Genomic DNA, 19981 nt, shown 5'->3' with positions numbered 1-19981 from the left:
GATGGAAAAATATAATAGAGAAGAATTTGAAGAAGTAATCGTCGATATCGGCAGAGTTACTAAGGTTGTTAAAGGTGGTAGAAGATTTAGATTTACTGCTTTAGTTATTGTTGGAAACCGCAAAGGTTTAGTAGGTGTTGGTTATGGCAAGGCTAAAGAAGTTCCTGATGCTATTCGCAAAGCAGTTGATGATGCATTTAAAAATATCGTTGAAGTAAAAACTAAAGGATCAACTATTGCTCACGATGTTGAAGTAAAATACAATGCAAGTAGAATTTTACTTAAACCAGCTAGCGAAGGTACGGGAGTTATCGCGGGTGGTTCTACTCGTCCTATCGTAGAGCTTGCGGGTATTAAAGATATCTTAACTAAGTCTTTAGGTTCAAATAACTCAGCTAACGTGGTTCGTGCTACAATCAAAGCTTTAACAATGCTAAAAGGATAAGAAGATGAATTTGACAAAAGCAGCGGGATCAACGCATAAAACCAAAAGAATAGGCCGTGGCCAAGGAAGTGGAATGGGTAAAACCGCCACTAAAGGGGGCAAAGGTCAAACCGCTAGAAAGGGTTATAATGAAAAAAGAGGTTTTGAAGGAGGTCAGCAACCTCTTCAAAGAAGATTACCAAAAGTTGGTTTTACTTCTAAAATCGCAAAACCTTATGTGATTAATGTTGAAAAAATCACAGCCGTAAAAGAGCTTAATGAAATTACAATTGAAAGCATCAAAAGCGTTCATAAAATTTCAAAGTCTGTTACTAAAATTAAATTAATCGGTGCAAGTGCAAAAGACTTAGCATCAAAAATTAAAGACGAGAATATCAGCGTCACCGGATCAAAATAATGAATAAGGCATTGACGAATAAGATTTTAATCACCTTAGCTTTCTTGTTTGCTTATAGGGTTCTGGCTTATGTGCCAGTTCCTGGCGTCAATGCTGATGTGATTGCGGAATTTTTTAACAATAATCAAAACAATGCTTTGGGTTTATTTAATGTTTTTAGTGGTGGGGCAGCAGAACGCTTTTCTATCATTTCTTTAGGTATTATGCCTTATATTACTGCTTCGATTATCATGGAGCTTTTAGCAGCTACTTTCCCAAATATCGGTAAAATGAAAAAAGAACGCGATGGTATGCAAAAATATATGCAAATTATCCGTTATGCAACTATAGTAATCACTTTAGTTCAAAGTATCGGTGTGGCTATAGGACTTCAAAGTTTACATGGAAGAGGTGGAGCAGGCGCTATAATGATAGAAAATTTAAATATGTTTATTGCGCTTTGTGCAATTTCTATGCTCGCAGGAACTATGCTTTTGATGTGGATAGGTGAACAAATCACACAAAGAGGTATAGGAAATGGTATTTCTTTGATTATTTTTGCAGGTATTGTTTCAGGAATTCCAAGAGCTATTTCGGGTACAGTAGGACAGATAAATTCAGGCGAAATGAATTTCTTAACCGCTTTTGTTATCCTTGCTTTGATTTTAATCACTATTGGCGTGATTATATATGTAGAGCTTGGAGAAAGAAGAATTCCTATTTCTTACTCGCGTAAAGTAGTAATGCAAAATCAAAATAAGCGTATTATGAACTATATTCCAATTAAAATCAATTTAAGTGGAGTTATTCCGCCGATTTTTGCTAGCGCTATTTTAATGTTTCCTACGACTATTTTGCAAACAAGTACAAATCCGTATTTGCAAGCTATCAATGACTTTTTGAATCCAAATGGTTATTTATTTCATGTTTTGACTTTCTTGTTTGTAATTTTCTTTGCGTATTTTTATGCTTCTATAGTATTTAATGCTAAGGATATAGCGGAAAATCTTAAAAAACAAGGGGGTTTTATCCCTGGAATTCGTCCAGGCGAAGGGACAGCAAATTATCTTAATGAAGTAGCTTCTCGTCTTACTTTATCGGGTTCTATTTATTTAGGACTTGTAGCAACCTTGCCTTGGGTTTTGGTTAAATTCATGGGTGTACCTTTTAATTTTGGAGGTACTTCTGTATTGATTGTAGTTCAAGTTGCATTGGATACAATGAGAAAAATTGAAGCTCAAATTTATATGAATAAATACCAAACCTTAAATGCAATAGGTTTATAAACTTTTAACACAAGGAGGAGATATCTCTTTGTGTTTTATACTTTCTATAAAAAGCGATTTTTCATCTTTGTTTTAAAAATAAAAATACAATACAAACTATAAAATTTAAAATAGCCCATATTAAAAACGCATCAACAAGTCCCAATTGTCTTACTATAGGCTGAGAGATAATCGGGCTTAAGAATTGCCCTAAAAATATACAACTAGCTAAAATTCCATAAGCTCTAGCTCGTGCATTTTCAGGACAGATTGAAAAAAGATAAGCAGTGTTATTTACAAGCATGATACCTCCACCCATTCCAAGCAAGGCTAAAGCAAATAAAACAGCGATAAAATCATCGATCAAAAAGAGTATCAAAAAAGAACAGCCCACAATGAATAAAGTAGCAATATAAATCATTTTAATACTTAAAAAACGCATGATATATTTGTAACTTAGAGAAAAAATACCATAACAAAGTGCAGAAATTGACATTGAAATCCCTATAAATTTAGGATCTAAGCCTAGATGCTCTTCTATATAATAAGGAAGTTGTGTAGGGGATATATAATAAACCACCATGATAAAAAATCCTATAAAATAAATAGGAAAAAATTTCCAGTAATTAGTTTTTTCTTCTATCTTTGTATGATTGTAAAATTTAAATTTTCTTGGCTCAAAAAGATAAATCATGGCTATGAGGGTGATTAAAATTCCAAGCCCATAAACCAAAAAAGGATAACGCCAAGAATAACTCGAAACAAAGCCCGCTATAGAGATAAACACTGCACCACCTACCGCACAAAAAAATCCTTGAAGACTTAAAGCATTTTCTCTACGGTTAAAGCCACCACGACTATAATAATCTCCCAGCAAAGCCGAAGCACCCGTCATTATAAAAGCCGTTGCCATACCAAAAATAGCTCTTGAAGTCAGTATAGCATAAATATCATTTAAGAAAAAGCCACTTACTCCAGCAAGTGTCCAAGCAATCATTGCAGGAAAAACAAATTTTAATTTACCCAGTTTATCCATTAAAATTCCTGCAAAAGGAGATAAAATCACAACGAAAATAGCAGGTAGGGTTAATACTAAACGCACTAAAATATCAAGATGTGCTAGGGTAAAATTTGTTTGCATATTTGCACCTGATTGGATTAAAATATCTTCAAAATGTCTATTGATTGCAGGCAGTGCTGATGAGATTACCACGCTTCCTAGCATAGTCATTGCCGCCATGGAAAATACTGCGATTTTAAAGCCTGATTTTTCTGTGATCTCAACCATTTTTTTATCTAATTTTGTATCATTGGGGTGAAATTTATAAGATTTTTTCTTCATATTTGAACCTTTTTAGTTTTATTATACTCAAAAAATTTTCTTTTGTATTTAAAATTACTTCTATTTGTAATTTATACTCCTGTTTTTCATTTGTATAGATAAAATATCTTTCATTATAAGTAGAATTTCAAAAATTTTTAGCTAAATTCAGCTTTTAATTTTTTATAGAAATTATTTATCTTTAATTATTAATAGTATTTTTAATGAAATTTACAAAGGCAGTAGCAAATGAAAAAAAATTTGATCATAGTCGAATCTCCTGCAAAAGCAAAAACTATAGGCAATTTTTTGGGCAAAGAATATGAAGTCATAGCTTCTAAAGGGCATATAAGAGATTTACCTAAATCAAGTTTTGGTATAAAAATAGAAAATGATGAATTTATCCCTGAGTATAGAATCACAAGTGATCATAGCGCCTTAGTTAAAGAACTTAAAAGCAAAGCTAAAGATGCCAAAGAAGTCTATCTTGCAACGGATGAAGATAGAGAAGGAGAGGCTATAGCCTATCATATTGCAAAAGCTATAGGAAAAGATGAAAACACCTTACCACGCATTGTTTTTCATGAAATCACTAAAAGCGCTATAGAAAATGCTTTAAAAAATCCAAGAAAATTAAACATGCACTCTGTAAATGCTCAGCAAACCAGACGTCTTTTAGATCGCATTGTAGGGTATAAGCTCAGCCCTTTATTAGGACAAAAAATTCAAAGAGGACTTAGTGCTGGGCGTGTTCAAAGTGCGGCTTTAAAGATCATAGTCGATCGTGAGAAAGAAATTCGTGCTTTTGTTCCTTTAGAATATTTTAGTATAGATATGATATTTCAAAAGGATTTAAATACAGAACTTGTCGAATTTGATAAAGCAAAGATAGAAAAGCTTACTCTTACAAATAAAGATCGTGCAAAGCTTGTTTTTGAAGCGTGTAAAAATGAAAATTATGCTATAAGCGATATAGAAAGCAAAGAAAGAAAAATCGCTCCGCCGCCTCCTTTTATGACTTCAACCTTACAACAAAGTGCCAGCAATCGCCTTGGTTTTAACCCTAAAAAAACCATGATGATAGCTCAAAAGCTCTATGAAGGAGTAAATACCCATGAAGGCGTGATGGGGGTTATTACTTATATGAGAACCGATAGTTTAAATTTAGCCAAAGAAGCAGTAGAAAATGCAAGAAAATTCATACAAGCAAATTTTGGCAAAGACTATCTTCCAAGCAAAGCAAATGTATATACTACAAAGACTAAAGGCGCTCAAGAAGCTCATGAAGCTATACGCCCTACAAATTTAAGTTTTACTCCAGAAATTGCGGCTAAATTTTTAGACAAAGATGAGTTAAAACTTTACACACTTATTTATAATCGCTTTTTAGCCTGTCAGATGAGTCCTGCTATCTCTCAAACTCAAAATGTATTTGTAAAAAATGATAGAGCAGTTTTTAAAATAAGCGGTAGAAAAATCCTTTTTGATGGATATTATAAAGTTTATGGTGATATGGATAAGGATAAAATTTTACCCAATTTTAAAATAGGTGAAAATTTAAAAATACAAAATTTAGAAATGAACTCACATTTTACCGAACCACCTTCAAGATATTCCGAAGCAGGACTTGTAAAAAAACTTGAAAGCTTAGGCATAGGTCGCCCTTCTACTTATGCGCCGACTATTTCTATACTTACAAGCCGTGATTATGTAAAAATCGATAAAAAACAACTCATTCCTAGTGAAGTCGCTTTTAGTGTAACTGAAGTGCTTGAAAAGAATTTCAGTGATATAGTAGATAGTAAATTTACTTCAAATCTTGAAAATACTTTAGATGAGATTGCAGAAGATAAAGCTAATTGGCAAGAAACTTTGAAAGAATTTTATTATCCCTTTATGAGGAAGGTTGAAGAAGGAAAAACAAAAATTGCAAGCCAAAAAACGGTGACTAAATTGGGTGAAAATTGCCCTGATTGTGGTGGTGAACTTGCGATTAGAAAAGGGCGTTTTGGAGAATTCGTAGCTTGTTTAAATTTTCCAAAATGCAAATACTCAAGAAATTTAAAAAATGAAAGCAAGAATGAAGCTGAAGTAAGTGCTAGCAAGGCTAAAGCAAAGGGCATAGGCATTACTTGTCCAAGTTGCAAAGAGGGTGAGATAGTAGAGCGCCTTTCAAAACGCGGTAAATTTTATGGTTGTAGTGCTTATCCAAAATGTAATTTTATAAGTAAATATAAACCAAGCGATGAAAAATGTGAGGAATGTGGAGAAAATTTAGTGATAAAAGAGCTAAAAAAAGGCACATTCTTAGAATGTTTAAAATGCAAAATTAAAAAAGAAATAAAGGATTAATCATGCAAATCATGCTTTGTGCTATTTCAAATATAGCCAGTGGAAATTGTTCTGAAGATTGCAAATACTGCACCCAAAGTGCTTATGTAAAAACAAATATACAAAAATACCGTCAAAAAGAAATTTCACAAATTGTTTTAGAGGCCAAGATAGCTAAGAAAAATGAAGCTTTGGGTTTTTGTTTGGTTACGGCAGGCCTTGGACTTGATGATGAAAAACTCGAATATGTTTGCAAAGCAGCACATGCAGTACAAAAAGAAGTGCCTAATTTACTTCTTATAGCCTGTAATGGTATGGCAAGCGTGGAGCAATTAAAAGAGCTTAAAAAAGCAGGAATTTTTTCTTATAATCACAATCTTGAAGCTTCAAAAGAATTTTTTCCACAAATTTGCACCACTCATACTTGGGAAAGTAGATTTCAAACCAATTTAAATGCCAAAGAAGCAGGACTTATGCTTTGTTGTGGTGGAATTTATGGTATGGGTGAGAGTGAAGAGGATAGACTAAGTTTTAGAAAATCTTTGCAAGAATTGCAACCTTTTTCAACGCCTATTAATTTTTTTATAGCCAATGAAAATTTAAAACTACAAGTTCCAAAATTAAGTGCTGATGAGGCTTTAAAAATTATAAGTGATACTAAAGAAGCTTTGCCTAATACTGTGGTTATGGTAGCAGGAGGTCGTGAGGTGGTATTGCAAGAAAGACAATATGAAATTTTTAAAGCAGGTGCAGGTGCTATTGTAATAGGAGATTATCTTACTACAAAAGGTGAAGAACCAAGTCGTGATATAGTAAAACTTAAAGAAATGGGATTTACTTTTGCATCCGAGTGTCATTGATTCACAGGGTTTAATTGATCTACAAATTCTTATTGTTATAGCTTTATGTTTACTATTTTCTCCGCATATAGCTAAAATTTTGCGCTTACCGATTTCAGCTACTGAAATCATTTTGGGCGCACTTATGGCGTATTTTGGTTTTATAGGTAAGAGTGAAAATTTTACTATTTTAGCTAATGTGGGTTTTTATTATCTTATGTTTATAGCGGGTATGGAAGTCAATTTGCGCGCTTTTTTTAATATGGATAAAGAAATTGCCAAAAAAAGCTTTTTTTATATCATATTGCTTTATTCTTTTTCATCGGCTATAGTATGGGTTTTTGAACTTTCTTTCGTGTTTGTTTTGATTATTCCGGTTATGAGCGTGGGGCTTTTATCCTTGCTTTATAAGGACTTTGGTAAAGAGTGTTACTGGCTTAATACAGCTATGATAGTAGCAACATTAGCTGAGGTTGTTTCCATAGTGCTTTTAACCATAGCTGGAGCTTTTTTACGCGAGGGGACAAATATTATCGATGTAGTACAAAGCATTTTATATCTTAATATATTTTTAGGGCTTTGTTTGCTTGGTTTTAAAGTTTTAGGTGTGCTTTTTTGGTGGTATCCCCAACTTAAAGTCGTGCTGATGCCTTGGGAAGATAAAAATGAAAAAGATATAAGATTTTGTATGGCAATTTTTATTTTGATTATCGTGGCTATGATTATTACAAAGCTTGAAATCGTTTTAGGCTCTTTTATTGCAGGTTCTTTTATCGCAACTTTTTTTGACCATAAAAAGGATTTAGAGCATAAACTTTCTAGTTTTGGGCATGGTTTTTTAATTCCGATTTTTTTTATCCATATAGGAACTACTTTCGATCTTAAAATGATTTTAGAATATGAAATCGTATTTGATGCTATTTTGCTGATGTTTGTGATGGTAGGTTTGAGAATTTTGTGTGCCAGTGTTTTTTGGAAAAAAATTGGCTTTCAAAATATGGTTTTATTTGGACTGAGTCACTCTATGCCTTTGACTCTTCTTATCGCTACTGCTACGCTAGGATATTCAGGAAAAGTTATCAGCGAAGAACTTTATTCGGCGCTAATTTTAACAGCTTTATTTGAAGCTATTGTTGTGATGAGTGCGATTAAATTTATTTCAAATATTAAAAAGTAATCTAAATAACACAGGTTACTTTTTTACTCAAAAAGGTTAATGAATTTTAAAATTATTGACAATGAAAAAGTTGAAAATCGCCTTTTTTAGCTAGAATTACTAAAAGTAAAGATTAAAAAAGGAGCAAAAATGTCAAATTCTGTTACTGTAACTGACAATAGAAATGGTAAAAGCTACGAATTCCCTATATATGATGGTACTACTGGTCCAAGTGTTGTGGATATGGGGAGTTTTTATAAACAAACAGGAATGTTTGCTTATGATGAAGGTTTAACTTCTACAGCTACTTGTAAATCAAAAATTACTTATATTGATGGTGAAGAGGGTGTTTTAATGCACCGTGGCTATCCTATAGAATGGCTTGCTGAAAATAAACTTTTTTTAGATGTAGTGCATCTTTTACTCTATAAAGAACTTCCAAGCAATGAAAGACTTGAAGCATTTAGATATGAGCTTAAAAAACGCTCTTATATACATGAGGGTATGCATCGTCTTTTTGATTCTTTCCCTGATAATGCTCACCCTATGGCCGTTTTACAAGGCGCTGTTTCATCTCTTAGTGCTTTTTATCCTGATCATTTAAATATGAATGTTAGAGAAGAGTACATGGAAATGGCTGCTAGAGTTGTAGCAAAAATTCCTACTATAGTAGCCGCTGCTTATCGTTATAAAAATGGTTTTCCTATGGCTTATCCTAATTTAGATCGTGGATTTACTGAGAACTTTTTATATATGTTAAGAACCTATCCTTATGATCATGTTGAGCTTAAACCTATAGAAGTAAAAGCACTCGATACTGTATTTATGCTTCATGCAGATCATGAACAAAATGCTTCTACTTCTACTGTTCGTGCCGTAGGTTCTACTCATGCGCATCCTTATGCATGTATTTCAGCAGGTATTGGAGCGCTTTGGGGTCATGCTCATGGAGGTGCAAATGAAGGCGTTATTAGAATGCTTGAGGAAATAGCTACTGTTGATAGGGTGGATGAATTTATAAAAAGAGCAAAAGATAAAAATGACCCATTCCGCTTGATGGGCTTTGGGCATAGGGTTTATAAAAATTTTGATCCGCGTGCAAAAGTACTTAAAAAGCTTCGTGATCAATTAATCGATGAGTTAGGTATTGATACGAATTTGATTAAGGTGGCAACTCGTATAGAAGAGATTGCCTTGCAAGATGATTATTTTGTACAAAGAAATCTTTATCCAAATGTAGATTTTCATAGCGGCTTAATTTTAAAAGCTCTAGGAATTCCAAATGAAATGTTTGCAACGCTTTTCGTGATCGGACGTACACCAGGCTGGATAGCACAATGGATAGAGCAAAAAGAGCAAGAAACACTAAAAATTGTTCGTCCAAGACAGCTTTACCTTGGAGAAACCAGTAAAATTTAAATGATTGTGTGAAATTAACTTTTTCACACAAACTTCTTATATAATTTCAAAAGAATATTTTGAAAGTCTTACAATGTTTAAACTCGATAATTTACTAAAAACCGCCATAGATGCCAGTAATGAAGCCTCTAAAGCTATTTTAAAAGAAAGAAAAAACCTACAAATTTGGCAAAAACAAGATCAAAGCCCCTTAACATCAGCCGATCTTGCTTCAAATGAAATTTTAAACGATATTTTAGGAAAAACAGATATTAAAATTTTATCTGAAGAAGGTTTGCTAAGTCAGGAAGAAAGTAAAAATTTGCAAAGTTATTGGCTTATTGATCCGCTTGATGGTACAAGTGGGTTTTTAAAAGGTAGTGATGAATTTTGCATTATGATCAGTTTGATTCATGAAGATAGACCTATTTTAGCTCTTATAAAAAATCCTTCAAAAGGCGATATTTTTTACGCTCATCAAAATACTAGAGTTTATAAAAATGATAAAATTTTAGATATAAGCGAACAAGATTTTATAGACAATCAATCTAAAGCTCTTTTAAGTGTTAATCATCTTAGTAAAGAGGATGAAAATTTTGCTAAAAAACACAATTTGACACCTATTAACATAGGATCAGGGCTTAAATTTTGTGCTATTTTGGAAGGTAGAGCAGGGGTTTATAAGCGTTTTGAGAAGTTAAATAGTTGGGATATTGCAGCTGGAGATTTTTTAGTCAATCAAAAGGGTGGTTTTATGGGAACCTTTTCTAAGGAAATGATTTTATATTCCCCTTTAAATTATAAGTGCGAGCCTTTTATTTGTGTTTCTAAAAAAAGTTTTTTAAATATATATACATAAAAACAGCATATAATTTTAAAATCTTAAAGGATAAAAATGAAAATTTTTCTTATTTTATTTATGAGTATTTTGTTAAATTCTAGTCTTTTTGCAAATAATTTTTCGCAAAAAAAAATCATTAAACTAGAACAGCAAGAAAGTTTTGAAATCATAGATCTTCAACAAAATGTTGAAAAACAAAACTTAGATCAGCAAAAAGGGATTTTTGATAGCTCTAGTTTGATGAGTAAGAAAGAAAGCATTCGTAAAGATAATGATGTTGATTTTGCTATAGCTATGAGTTTTAGGCAAAATTTTGGCTATGCTTTGGATGGTTTTAACATAAGTGCTAAAGAATTTTCTACTCTTTTTGCTAAAAATTTAGTGGATAATTTAAGATTAAATTTTGTAAATTCAGCTGCAAACGGTGTTTATCAAGATTTAAGAACTTTAGCTCGTTTTAGTCCTAAAGACTCTAAATTGCTTAATGTATCTCCTTTTTTAAAAAAAGAAAAAGACAAAAGTCAAATTTATGCCAAATTTACAGACTATCTTGTGGTGGTAAATTTAGATGATTTTTATGTAAATATCACAAATTATTTTGTTGCAATAACCAAAAATGCAGTAGCTAATATTAACTTCAAAGTTGTTTCTACAAGTAATGGTAAAATACTCACATCAAAAAATGTAAGATTAAATTTTGCACTTCATGCACAAGATCCTAGGGTAAATTATCAAAAACTTGTAAATCAAATGCCAAATATGCTTGCTGAAGTTATAAACAAAGAGTTAGAAAAATTAAATTTAACAGTGCAATAAAAATTTAATCGTTGATTTGCCTAATGCGATCTTGTAGCTCTTCTATGCTTAAAAATTCTTGTCTTAATTCCTTTGCGATTTCATGCGCAGTTATAGGATCAAGACTTGATAAAATTCTTTTAAGCTCGTAAGTGATTTGCCATTTAGTCATTTCTTCTAGGTTGATATTTATTTGCATGAATTATCCTTTTATCGTAAGAAAAAATTGTCTGATTGTAGCGTGAATTTGATTAAAAAATGCTATCTTTTTAAAAACATATATTAAAGAAAGAAGTAGAAATTTAATTTAAATGATAATCACTTCTTCTTCTAATTTTATGCCAAATTCCTCAAAAACCTTTTTTTTAGCAAGTTCGATAAGAAAAATAGCATCATCAAAACTTGCATTTTTTTTATTGATCAAAAAATTTGCATGCTTGTCGCTTAACATCGCATCTCCTTTGCTAAAGCCTTTAAGTCCTACAGCCTCAATGAGTCTTCCTGCAAAATCTCCTTTTGGATTTTTAAAGATAGAGCCAAAGCTTGCTCCGCTAGGTTGATTGTTTCTTGCATTTTTTAAATTCTCATCTTTTATCTTATCAAAACCAAAACCGAGTTTAAATTCAGCCCAAAAAAAAGGCATATTTAAAGGGCAAAAGCGGTAACTAAAATCAATATTTTCGCGTAAAATTTCACCTTTTGAAGTGGCAATTTTGACTAAATTCTGACTGATGCACTCATCTTTAAGCCCCGCATTCATTTTTAAAAGTCCACCAAGCGTACCAGGAATTTTGCTAAGGTATTCAAAACCATAAAGATTATTTTCTTTGGAAAAACGATACATTTGACTTGCTTTTGTCTTACAACCTATGCGAAGATGTAAAAAGTCTTTATTTTGCTCTAAAATTTCAATAAAATTAAAATTATCGCTTAAAATTCCTATATTTTTAGGCTTAGGGCTTATAAGGAGATTGTTCGCACCGCCTATTAAAAAGCCATCAAATTCGCGAATTTGTTCTAAAACTTCGACCTCAAATTCGCCTCCAATCTTTACAGATGAATATTTCTTAAAATCGATAATCATTTGATAAAAGTTGGAATTTGATTTAAAATATTTTCGGTAAAATCAATCATTGTTGTAGTCATCCAAGGCATTAAAAAGATGATGACTATTACTACTAAGATGATTTTAGGCACAAAAGAAAGCGTCATTTCATTAATCTGTGTTGTAGCCTGAAAGATACTGATAATAAGCCCTGCGATAAGCCCCGCTAAAAGCATGGGCAAAGAAAGCAAAAGTGTGATTTTAAAGGTTTGCACTCCAAGAGCAACCAAGGTGCTTTCATCCATTTTAATCCTTTTTAAGAATTTCTAAATTCTTCATACTCGCTCGGGATAAGATAATCCTTAGCATGTATGATTTTATCATAAAATTTATAATCATATCCCAGTTTAAAAAGCACATCCGCTGCTTTAAATTGCGTTTCGCTCATGCAAATGGAGTTTTTATTGGCATATAAATTCAAATAAGTATCAAGTTTTTCCTCATTAACGCGGATTAAATTTCTTTCCATTAGCATAGGGGCCAAAATGCGGCGATTAGAATTTGCTATTTTTACAGCATTTGTAAGATCTCTTTCTATCTTGATAGCATCGCTAAGCGGCAAAGAGCGACGCAAAGCCATTCCACCCAAAGGTAGAGGTAAATTTTCTTGTGCAAGTTCTAGCCATATATCCCAAATTTCAGCTTCCACACAAAGACTACTGTCAAATTCTAAAATGCTTTCATGGATTAAAACCCCTGCATCCACTTCGCCGCTTAAAACTGCATTTTCAATTTCTAAGAAATTTTTATAAATGATTCTAGCTTCTGGATATTTCATACGAAAAATTAGAGCGTTGGTAGTGTTTGCGCCACTTAATGCAACTTTAAAATTTCTTTTTAAATGTGTATTTTGTTTTTTGATAAGTTTTGGCCCATAACCCTCACCAAAACTTACTGCGGTGCGCAAAAGAGCGTATTCTTTAGCAATTAAAGGATAAAGTCCAAACGAGATCGCTGTAGCATCAAATTCATTTTTTAAGGCTAAATCATTTAAAGTTTGTATATCTAAAGCCGTATTTTTATAGTCAAAATCATTCCCTATCCATCCTAGTTTAATTGCCATATACATAAAAATATCATCCGCATCGGGTGAATGTGCGATTGTAATTGTTTTTTTCATAGCTTTCCTAATTTTTAATGAAATAATTTTTATTCTATCAAAATAAACTATTATTTAATTTTATTTTGTTAAAATTCTAGCTAAAAATTTGCAATTTTTAAGGAAAATAATGGACGATAATAAGAAAAAATCGCTTGATGCCGCCTTAAAATCGCTCGATAAAGCTTTTGGCAAGGGCACTATTTTAAGGCTTGGAGATAAGGAAGTAGAGCAGATTGATAGCATAGGAACAGGTTCTGTAGGACTTGATCTTGCACTTGGTATAGGCGGAATTCCAAAAGGAAGAATTATTGAAATTTATGGGCCTGAAAGTTCAGGTAAAACAACTTTAACTTTGCATATTATAGCAGAGTGTCAAAAAGCGGGTGGGGTTTGTGCCTTTATCGATGCTGAGCATGCTTTGGATGTAAAATATGCTAAAAATTTGGGCGTAGATACAGATAATCTTTATATTTCTCAACCCGATTTTGGTGAGCAGGCTTTAGAGATCGTTGAAACCATAGCACGAAGTGGGGCTATAGATTTGATAGTTGTAGATAGCGTTGCAGCACTTACTCCAAAAGCTGAAATCGAAGGCGATATGGGAGATCAGCATGTAGGGCTTCAAGCAAGACTTATGTCTCAAGCATTAAGAAAGCTTACAGGAATTGTCCATAAAATGAATACAACCGTGATTTTTATCAACCAAATTCGTATGAAAATTGGCGCTATGGGTTATGGAACTCCTGAAACAACAACAGGAGGAAATGCACTCAAATTTTATGCTTCAGTGCGTTTAGATGTTAGAAAAGTAGCGACTTTAAAACAAAATGAAGAGCCTATTGGTAACCGTGTTAAAGTTAAAGTAGTAAAAAATAAAGTAGCACCTCCATTTAGACAAGCTGAATTTGATGTAATGTTTGGAGAGGGTTTAAGCCGTGAGGGTGAATTGATCGATTATGGTGTAAAACTTGATATAGTAGATAAAAGTGGTGCTTGGTTTTCTTATAAAGATAAAAAATTGGGTCAAGGTAGAGAAAATTCAAAAGCTTTCTTAAAAGAAAATCCAGAAATAGCTGATGAAATTACCAAAGAAATTCAAAATTCTATGGGTATAGAAGGCATGATTAGCAGTAGCGAAGATGAAGAAGGAGAAGAATAATGTTAGTAATTGAAGATGTTAGGGCATATGAAGTGCTTGATAGTAGAGGAAATCCAACTGTAAAAGCAGAAGTTGTACTTAGTGATGGGAGTATGGGTGCAGCTATAGTTCCAAGTGGTGCAAGTACAGGTTCTAAGGAGGCTTTAGAACTTCGTGATAATGATGAAAGATTTGGTGGAAAGGGTGTTTTAAAAGCAGTTTCTAATGTAAATGAAACTATAGCTGATGAAATTTTAGGACTTGATGCTTTAAATCAAGCTCAGCTTGATGATACTTTGCGTGAGCTTGATGGTACAAATAATTACTCAAAATTAGGCGCAAATGCGACCTTGGGAGTATCTATGGCAACAGCGCGTGCGGCGGCAAATGCTTTAGGAGTGCCTTTGTATCGTTATTTAGGGGGTGCAAATGCGAGTATTTTGCCTGTGCCAATGTGCAACATCATCAATGGTGGCGCCCACGCAAGCAATAATATAGACTTTCAAGAATTTATGATCATGCCTTTTGGTTTTACAAGCTTTAAAGAAGCTTTGCGTTCAGTTTGTGAAATTTATGCGATCTTAAAAAAAGAGCTTGCAAATTTAGGACATTCTACAGCTTTGGGCGATGAAGGAGGCTTTGCTCCAAATTTGGCTAACAATACAGAGCCTATTGATCTTTTAATGACTTGTATTAAAAAAGCAGGTTATGAAAATCGTGTTAAAATCGCTCTTGATGTGGCAAGTACTGAATTTTTTAAAGAAGGTAAATACCACATGGAGGGCAAAGCTTTTTCAAGTGAAGACTTAATTGAACGCTATGTGGAGCTTTGCGCAAAATATCCAATTTGCAGCATTGAAGATGGTTTAGCTGAAAATGATTTTGAGGGCTGGATCAAGCTTACTGAAAAATTAGGCAATAAAATTCAGCTTGTGGGCGATGATTTATTTGTAACAAATGAAGATATCTTAAGAGAAGGCATTATCAAAAAAATGGCAAATGCTGTGCTTATTAAACCAAATCAAATCGGAACTATTACTCAAACTATGAGAACTGTTCGTTTAGCACAAAGAAACAATTATAAGTGTGTGATGAGCCATAGAAGTGGCGAGAGTGAAGATGTTTTCATAGCAGATTTTGCTGTAGCTTTAAATACAGGACAAATCAAAACAGGGGCTTTGGCAAGAGGCGAAAGAACTGCAAAATACAATCGCTTGCTTGAAATTGAGCTTGAAAGTGATGAATATTTAGGAGAAAAACTCTGAGTGATTTACTCAAAGAATATGACGAAAGCACCAAGAAAAAGAGCTTTTATGCCCATCTTATAAAGATGGTTTTTTGGGCTTTTCTTGTCATTATAGGAGCTATTTATTTTGGAAATATGCTTTTTGGGCAGTATTCTTTAGATACCTTGCTTTCACTTGAAGCAACCAAAGAAGAATTGAATAAAAAAATATCTTTTCTCAAAGAGCAAAACGCCAAAGCACAAAAAGATTATTTTGAATTACAAGGATTATACCCCAATGAAAACTAAAATTTTAGGAATATTTTTAATTTTTATTTCTTTATTAAATGCTGAGGAAAATCCTTTCAAATCAGAGCAAAACATGAGTATGATTATGCCACCTGATTTTCAAAAAGAGGATATTAAATTTAATTCTAATGCAAGAGTTTTAAAAAGCGTAAGTTTTAATTATATTAATCTTGATGGAAGTGAAGAAGTATTAAATGTTGATATTAATAAAAGCATAGATTGGCACGATACTTATACTCTTGTCCGTACTAAGAGCCCAGATCCTTCAAAAGTTTTTGATGTTTCAGTAACTATACCTGAACGTAATGATTCTAAAAAAGAATCCAATGGTACAGCAAATATAGAAATACCGCTACAAGTTGATAAAATTTATGATTTTATATCTTATGCAGTGTATAAAAATAAAATCAAACTCAATACTAGTGATGAGCTTATTAGTGATTTTTCCATAGGTAATCCTAGTAAAATTGTAGTGGATTTTAAATCAGATCTAGTAAATCCTACTAAAAACATACGCATTAGTAATTCTCTTTTTAAGCGTATAGATTTTGGCTCTCATAAGGGGTATTATAGACTTGTGATATATTTGGATGGAAATTATAATTACAATATCCAAAAAGATGCTACAGGATATATGATCAATCTATTGTGATGAGAATTTTTGTTTTTTTATGGTGTGTTAGTTTTGCTTTTGCTAGCGATATTTTACTTTTAAGCAAGATAAGTGAACAAGAAATTCAAAATAAGAATTTTAATGGCTATTTAATGAGTGAAAAGCTTGATGGAGTCAGAGGAATTTGGGAAGTGGGAAAATTTAAAACCCGCCAAGATAATCCAATTTATACTCCTTCTTATTTTACTTATAATTTTCCTAGCTTTAAGCTTGATGGGGAGCTTTGGATAGCTAGGGCTAAATTTGATGAGGTGTCAGCTTTAATTCGTGGCGATAATCTAGACTCAAGCCTTTGGAAAAGTGTTACTTATAATGTTTTTGATGTACCCAATGCTTGTGAAGAATTTAAACTCACTTCTTGTACTTTAAGCAACCGCCTTAAGGTTTTAGAGCAGTATTTGCAACAAAATCCCAATCCTTATATAAAAATCATAAAGCAAATTCCTATAAAAGATCAAGAGCATTTAAAAGAATTTTATAAAGATATTGTCTTAAATAAGGGCGAAGGTGTAGTTATACGCAAGGATCTTGCTCCTTATGAAAAAGGCAGAAGTAAAAACGCTTTTAAATTAAAACCTTATGAAGATGCTGAATGTAAAGTCATAGGTTATACTGAAGGTAAGGGTAAATTCCAAGGTAAAATCGGCGCTTTACTCTGTCAAATGCCAAATGATAGGGTGATTAGAATAGGCAGTGGTTTAAAAGATAAAGATAGGGAAAATCCACCTAAAATAGGCTCTATTGTTACTTATAAATTTAATGGGTTGACTAAAAATTCCTTACCGCGTTTTCCAGTTTTTTTACGCATAAGGGATTAAAATTCTTGACTTTGTTTTCTTTTTCTGATATAATACCTACTTTTTTCGGGGTGTAGCGCAGTCTGGTTAGCGCACTTGGTTTGGGACCAAGGGGCCGAAGGTTCGAATCCTTTCACCCCGACCATTTTTTATAAATTTATACAAAATGGTGAGTGTAGCTCAGTCGGTTAGAGCATCAGATTGTGGTCCTGAGGGTCGTGGGTTCAATTCCCATCACTCACCCCACTAAGCGTTCGTAGCTCAACTGGATAGAGCAACAGACTTCGGATCTGTAGGTTATGGGTTCAATTCCTATCGGGCGCACCACCAAATTTTTATATGCGTTCATAGCTCAGCTGGATAGAGCAACGGCCTTCTAAGCCGTAGGTCAGAGGTTCGAATCCTCTTGAGCGTACCATACTAGCGGATGTGGTGAAATTGGCAGACACGCCAGACTTAGGATCTGGTGCAGCAATGCGTGAAGGTTCAAGTCCTTTCATCCGCACCACAATTTAAAATTATATCTCCCTTAAATTAGCGCAATCGTCTTTTTCTTTACAAAATAAAAAATTTCATTTTGTTTTAAATTTTATTTCGATTTTTAGAAAATTAATCATTTTTATTAAAAAATTTGATAAAATTTTTTAAGTTTATAAAATGAATTTTTAATTTAAAAATTTCAATACCATATAAAATTAAAGAGAAAAGTATGCAAAGAATAGTTGTAAAAGTAGGCTCTCATGTGATCAGCGATGAGAATCTTTTAAATTTAAAGCGCTTTGAGAATTTGGTGGCTTTTTTGACCAAATTAATGCAAAAATATGAAGTTATTTTAGTTACTTCAGCTGCTATTTCAGCAGGATGTACCAAGCTTCATATAGATAGAAAAAATTTAATTAATAAACAAGTTTTAGCTGCGATAGGACAACCTTTTTTAATCAGCGTTTATAATGAATTTTTAGCCAAATTTGGCAAAATGGGTGGACAAATTTTGCTTACAGGAAAAGATTTTGATTCAAGAAAGGCGACTAAGCATGCTAAAAATGCTATTGATGCGATGATTGATTTAGGAATTTTGCCTATTATTAATGAAAATGATGCCACAGCTATTGAAGAGATTGTTTTTGGTGATAATGATAGTTTAAGTGCCTATGCGACGCATTTTTTTGAAGCTGATTTGCTTGTGATTTTAAGTGATATTGACGGTTTTTATGATAAAAATCCTAGTGAATTTAGCGATGCAAAGCGTTTGGAAAGGGTTGAATTTATCAAAGAAGAATGGCTTAATGTGAGTGTTAAAACAGGAAGCGAGCACGGAACAGGCGGTATAGTTACTAAGCTAAAAGCAGCTAAATTTTTATTAGAAAATCATAAAAAAATGTTTTTAGCAAGTGGTTTTGATTTAAGTGTTGCAAAGGCATTTTTGCTAGAAAATAAACAAATAGGCGGAACTTTATTTGAGTGATTATAAATTTTTATTTTTCCTTAAGTTTTGAAGAGTAAAATAAATTATGCGCATAATTCATAATATTAAGAAGAAATGATGAAAAAGTCAGTAAAAATACTTCTTTCAGTTGCTACTTTTGCATACGATCCTTATACTTGCTCTTTGCAAAATTTAATTAATCCAGGTAGCTGCAATCCTAATTTAGTGCCTAATGATGAGTATGCTTGCTAGGCTTTACCTAATGTTAGAGTAAATGGCGAGCCTGTTTGTGTGGAGTATTATTAATGTCTATTTTAGTAAATGCTGTAGATACTTTTTATTCTACTAAAAATGAAGCTGTATTTTCAGCTTCTAAAAGTGAAAATATAAAAAGAAATGTCGCAGATTTTAATACTGATAATAATACAAAAAATTCCGTGTATTTTTTTAGTGATGATAAAGAAATTTCTTTGAATTTAAGCAATGAAAGCATGGAACTTTTGACAAATCATTTTAGCGCAAATGATTTTTTAAAACTTTCTAATGGAAATATAGGCTTAAGCGGAAAAGCAGCCGCTTTTGTAGAAGGCTGGTATAAAGATATTATGATAAATAGAAATTTTTTAAATGCCGATAGGGATAAAAATGGCAGAATAGAAAATAACGAGCATTTATCTTTAAAAAATTCAGTAGAAGATGTCGCAAAAAATCAAGATTTAAGTAAGAATTTTGGGGCAGTTGTTTTAAGAATGACTCAAAGTACAACAGGCTATGTTGAAAATACAATTAGCGATAAAAGCTTAAGTATAGAAGCACTTATAGATGAAAGTATAAAAAGTGATAGAAATTTTGATGGGATTATTACGAGGCTTGAGTATTCTGCTAAAGGCGGTACAGATATGCAAGGCTATACGAATTGGGCTATAGATGCTTTAAATGATATTTTAGATGATAGCGATAAAGCCAAAAATTCATTTAGTTGTCGATCCTACAAGCAAAATTTGGCATTCGTATGCAGGCAAAACATTAAATGAGGTTAAGGCTTACTATGATAATCCTTTTAGAGCGACGAGTGGAACTTCTGCTTCTGGTTTTTTAAATATAGTGATTGAAGAACCAAGAATTTTACCAAGTAATGATTTAGAAAATGAAAAAGAGCAATTGCTTAATGAATTTCCTGAATTTAGAGCTTTGATACAAAACAATCCCAATATTACAAAAGAAAAACTTTTAAAACTTAAAAATCAGCAAAGAATCACACACAATTATCAAGATCATCAAAAACAAGATTTGCAAAAAGAATTTACACAAAATTTCTTTAAAACAGATCTTAAGGCCTAAATTCCCTTAAAAAATTCGGCAATTTCCGCATTTAACCTTACAAAATTTTTATAAAGATTCACCCCGTTTTGACTGGATTGAGTTAGCTTTAAAATCAA

23 protein-coding genes and 5 tRNA genes are annotated in these 19981 nt (G+C 32.6%); 23 read left to right on the top strand and 5 right to left on the bottom strand.

The features are described 5' to 3' along the window. Window position 1: 1 nt before the first annotated feature. From rpsE to secY, 3 genes are read left to right on the top strand one after another with little or no spacing between them, the layout of a single operon-like run. On the top strand, window positions 2-445 hold the full coding sequence (gene rpsE, locus FOC43_RS07115; RefSeq protein WP_002779428.1) for a 30S ribosomal protein S5: 444 nt from the start codon (window positions 2-4) through the stop codon (window positions 443-445). 4 nt (window positions 446-449) lie between these two features. Continuing rightward, entirely contained in the window at window positions 450-842 is a 393-nt protein-coding gene (rplO, locus tag FOC43_RS07110) for a 50S ribosomal protein L15 (protein WP_002783551.1), read from the top strand. After that, complete coding sequence (gene secY, locus FOC43_RS07105; protein ID WP_002779426.1) at window positions 842-2107, top strand: preprotein translocase subunit SecY; 1266 nt, start codon at window positions 842-844, stop codon at window positions 2105-2107. The genes rplO and secY overlap by 1 nt, the downstream gene beginning before the upstream one ends. 61 nt (window positions 2108-2168) lie before the next feature. On the opposite strand, the gene FOC43_RS07100 is transcribed toward secY, so the two are convergent. Then, window positions 2169-3428 (bottom strand): MFS transporter, encoded by a 1260-nt coding sequence (locus tag FOC43_RS07100; protein ID WP_002789821.1) that lies wholly within the window; start codon window positions 3426-3428, stop codon window positions 2169-2171. 228 nt (window positions 3429-3656) lie between these two features. Between FOC43_RS07100 and topA the strand changes: the two genes are divergently transcribed. From topA to FOC43_RS07070, 6 genes are all read left to right on the top strand, one after another. Then, window positions 3657-5759 (top strand): type I DNA topoisomerase, encoded by a 2103-nt coding sequence (gene topA / locus FOC43_RS07095; protein WP_002789823.1) that lies wholly within the window; start codon window positions 3657-3659, stop codon window positions 5757-5759. 2 nt (window positions 5760-5761) lie between these two features. Beyond that, entirely contained in the window at window positions 5762-6598 is an 837-nt protein-coding gene (locus FOC43_RS07090) for a biotin synthase (RefSeq protein ID WP_002779423.1), read from the top strand. Continuing rightward, window positions 6579-7754 carry a cation:proton antiporter gene (locus tag FOC43_RS07085; RefSeq protein WP_002780007.1) on the top strand — a complete coding sequence of 392 codons (1176 nt, stop codon included), beginning with the start codon at window positions 6579-6581 and terminating at the stop codon, window positions 7752-7754. Before FOC43_RS07090 ends, FOC43_RS07085 begins: the two co-directional genes overlap by 20 nt. A gap of 129 nt (window positions 7755-7883) precedes the next feature. Beyond that, window positions 7884-9152, top strand: a complete 1269-nt coding sequence (locus FOC43_RS07080) for a citrate synthase (protein WP_002779421.1) — start codon at window positions 7884-7886, stop codon at window positions 9150-9152. Between the two features lie 73 nt (window positions 9153-9225). Further along, window positions 9226-9990 (top strand): 3'(2'),5'-bisphosphate nucleotidase CysQ, encoded by a 765-nt coding sequence (locus FOC43_RS07075; RefSeq protein WP_002780009.1) that lies wholly within the window; start codon window positions 9226-9228, stop codon window positions 9988-9990. Between the two features lie 36 nt (window positions 9991-10026). After that, complete coding sequence (locus FOC43_RS07070) at window positions 10027-10788, top strand: hypothetical protein (RefSeq protein WP_002779419.1); 762 nt, start codon at window positions 10027-10029, stop codon at window positions 10786-10788. 4 nt (window positions 10789-10792) lie between these two features. Here FOC43_RS07070 and FOC43_RS08890 read toward each other — a convergent pair whose 3' ends face one another. From FOC43_RS08890 to FOC43_RS07055, 4 genes are all read right to left on the bottom strand, one after another. Next, window positions 10793-10966 (bottom strand): hypothetical protein, encoded by a 174-nt coding sequence (locus tag FOC43_RS08890; RefSeq protein WP_002779418.1) that lies wholly within the window; start codon window positions 10964-10966, stop codon window positions 10793-10795. 108 nt (window positions 10967-11074) lie between these two features. Beyond that, on the bottom strand, window positions 11075-11851 hold the full coding sequence (locus FOC43_RS07065) for a UDP-N-acetylmuramate dehydrogenase (RefSeq protein WP_002779417.1): 777 nt from the start codon (window positions 11849-11851) through the stop codon (window positions 11075-11077). After that, window positions 11848-12117, bottom strand: coding sequence for a flagellar biosynthesis protein FliQ (fliQ, locus tag FOC43_RS07060; RefSeq protein WP_002779416.1), 270 nt, complete (start codon window positions 12115-12117; stop codon window positions 11848-11850). Before fliQ ends, FOC43_RS07065 begins: the two co-directional genes overlap by 4 nt. Before the next feature lie 11 nt (window positions 12118-12128). Further along, the gene (locus FOC43_RS07055) at window positions 12129-12992 is read right to left on the bottom strand and encodes a menaquinone biosynthesis family protein (RefSeq protein ID WP_002779415.1); all 864 of its coding nucleotides are present in this window, start codon (window positions 12990-12992) and stop codon (window positions 12129-12131) included. A gap of 109 nt (window positions 12993-13101) precedes the next feature. On the opposite strand from FOC43_RS07055, the gene recA reads away from it, so the two are divergent. The 14 genes from recA to FOC43_RS06990 all read left to right on the top strand — a co-directional run bounded on the left by recA (window position 13102) and on the right by FOC43_RS06990 (window position 19883). Further along, window positions 13102-14133, top strand: a complete 1032-nt coding sequence (gene recA, locus FOC43_RS07050) for a recombinase RecA (RefSeq protein WP_002779414.1) — start codon at window positions 13102-13104, stop codon at window positions 14131-14133. Next, window positions 14133-15377: a phosphopyruvate hydratase gene (gene eno / locus FOC43_RS07045; protein ID WP_002779413.1), complete on the top strand. Its 1245-nt coding sequence runs from the start codon at window positions 14133-14135 to the stop codon at window positions 15375-15377. Before recA ends, eno begins: the two co-directional genes overlap by 1 nt. Window positions 15378-15442: 65 nt before the next feature. Next, window positions 15443-15646 carry a hypothetical protein gene (locus FOC43_RS07040; protein WP_002779412.1) on the top strand — a complete coding sequence of 68 codons (204 nt, stop codon included), beginning with the start codon at window positions 15443-15445 and terminating at the stop codon, window positions 15644-15646. Continuing rightward, on the top strand, window positions 15636-16298 hold the full coding sequence (gene cgpA, locus FOC43_RS07035) for an AMIN domain-containing protein (RefSeq protein WP_002780014.1): 663 nt from the start codon (window positions 15636-15638) through the stop codon (window positions 16296-16298). The genes FOC43_RS07040 and cgpA overlap by 11 nt, the downstream gene beginning before the upstream one ends. After that, window positions 16298-17137: a DNA ligase gene (locus FOC43_RS07030; RefSeq protein WP_002779410.1), complete on the top strand. Its 840-nt coding sequence runs from the start codon at window positions 16298-16300 to the stop codon at window positions 17135-17137. Before cgpA ends, FOC43_RS07030 begins: the two co-directional genes overlap by 1 nt. A 46-nt stretch (window positions 17138-17183) precedes the next feature. Then, a tRNA-Pro gene (locus tag FOC43_RS07025) sits at window positions 17184-17261 on the top strand. A gap of 24 nt (window positions 17262-17285) precedes the next feature. Further along, window positions 17286-17362 (top strand) — tRNA-His (locus FOC43_RS07020). A gap of 4 nt (window positions 17363-17366) precedes the next feature. Next, window positions 17367-17443 (top strand) — tRNA-Arg (locus FOC43_RS07015). 14 nt (window positions 17444-17457) lie between these two features. Next, window positions 17458-17534, top strand: a tRNA-Arg gene (locus FOC43_RS07010). A gap of 5 nt (window positions 17535-17539) precedes the next feature. After that, window positions 17540-17624: transfer RNA gene (locus FOC43_RS07005), tRNA-Leu, on the top strand. 201 nt (window positions 17625-17825) lie between these two features. Next, window positions 17826-18581 (top strand): glutamate 5-kinase, encoded by a 756-nt coding sequence (proB, locus tag FOC43_RS07000; protein WP_002779409.1) that lies wholly within the window; start codon window positions 17826-17828, stop codon window positions 18579-18581. Window positions 18582-18659: 78 nt separating this feature from the next. Next, window positions 18660-18794: a hypothetical protein gene (locus tag FOC43_RS09070; protein ID WP_002779408.1), complete on the top strand. Its 135-nt coding sequence runs from the start codon at window positions 18660-18662 to the stop codon at window positions 18792-18794. 53 nt (window positions 18795-18847) lie between these two features. After that, window positions 18848-19576, top strand: a complete 729-nt coding sequence (locus FOC43_RS06995) for a hypothetical protein (RefSeq protein ID WP_002779407.1) — start codon at window positions 18848-18850, stop codon at window positions 19574-19576. Further along, on the top strand, window positions 19491-19883 hold the full coding sequence (locus tag FOC43_RS06990; RefSeq protein WP_002779406.1) for a hypothetical protein: 393 nt from the start codon (window positions 19491-19493) through the stop codon (window positions 19881-19883). Before FOC43_RS06995 ends, FOC43_RS06990 begins: the two co-directional genes overlap by 86 nt. Window positions 19884-19981: the final 98 nt, after the last annotated feature.

Source organism: Campylobacter coli (genome assembly GCF_009730395.1).
In the GTDB taxonomy this organism is placed as follows: domain Bacteria; phylum Campylobacterota; class Campylobacteria; order Campylobacterales; family Campylobacteraceae; genus Campylobacter_D; species Campylobacter_D coli.
The sequence above is the reverse complement of the archived record's forward strand: the minus strand, read 5'-3'. Positions and strand labels throughout refer to the sequence as shown.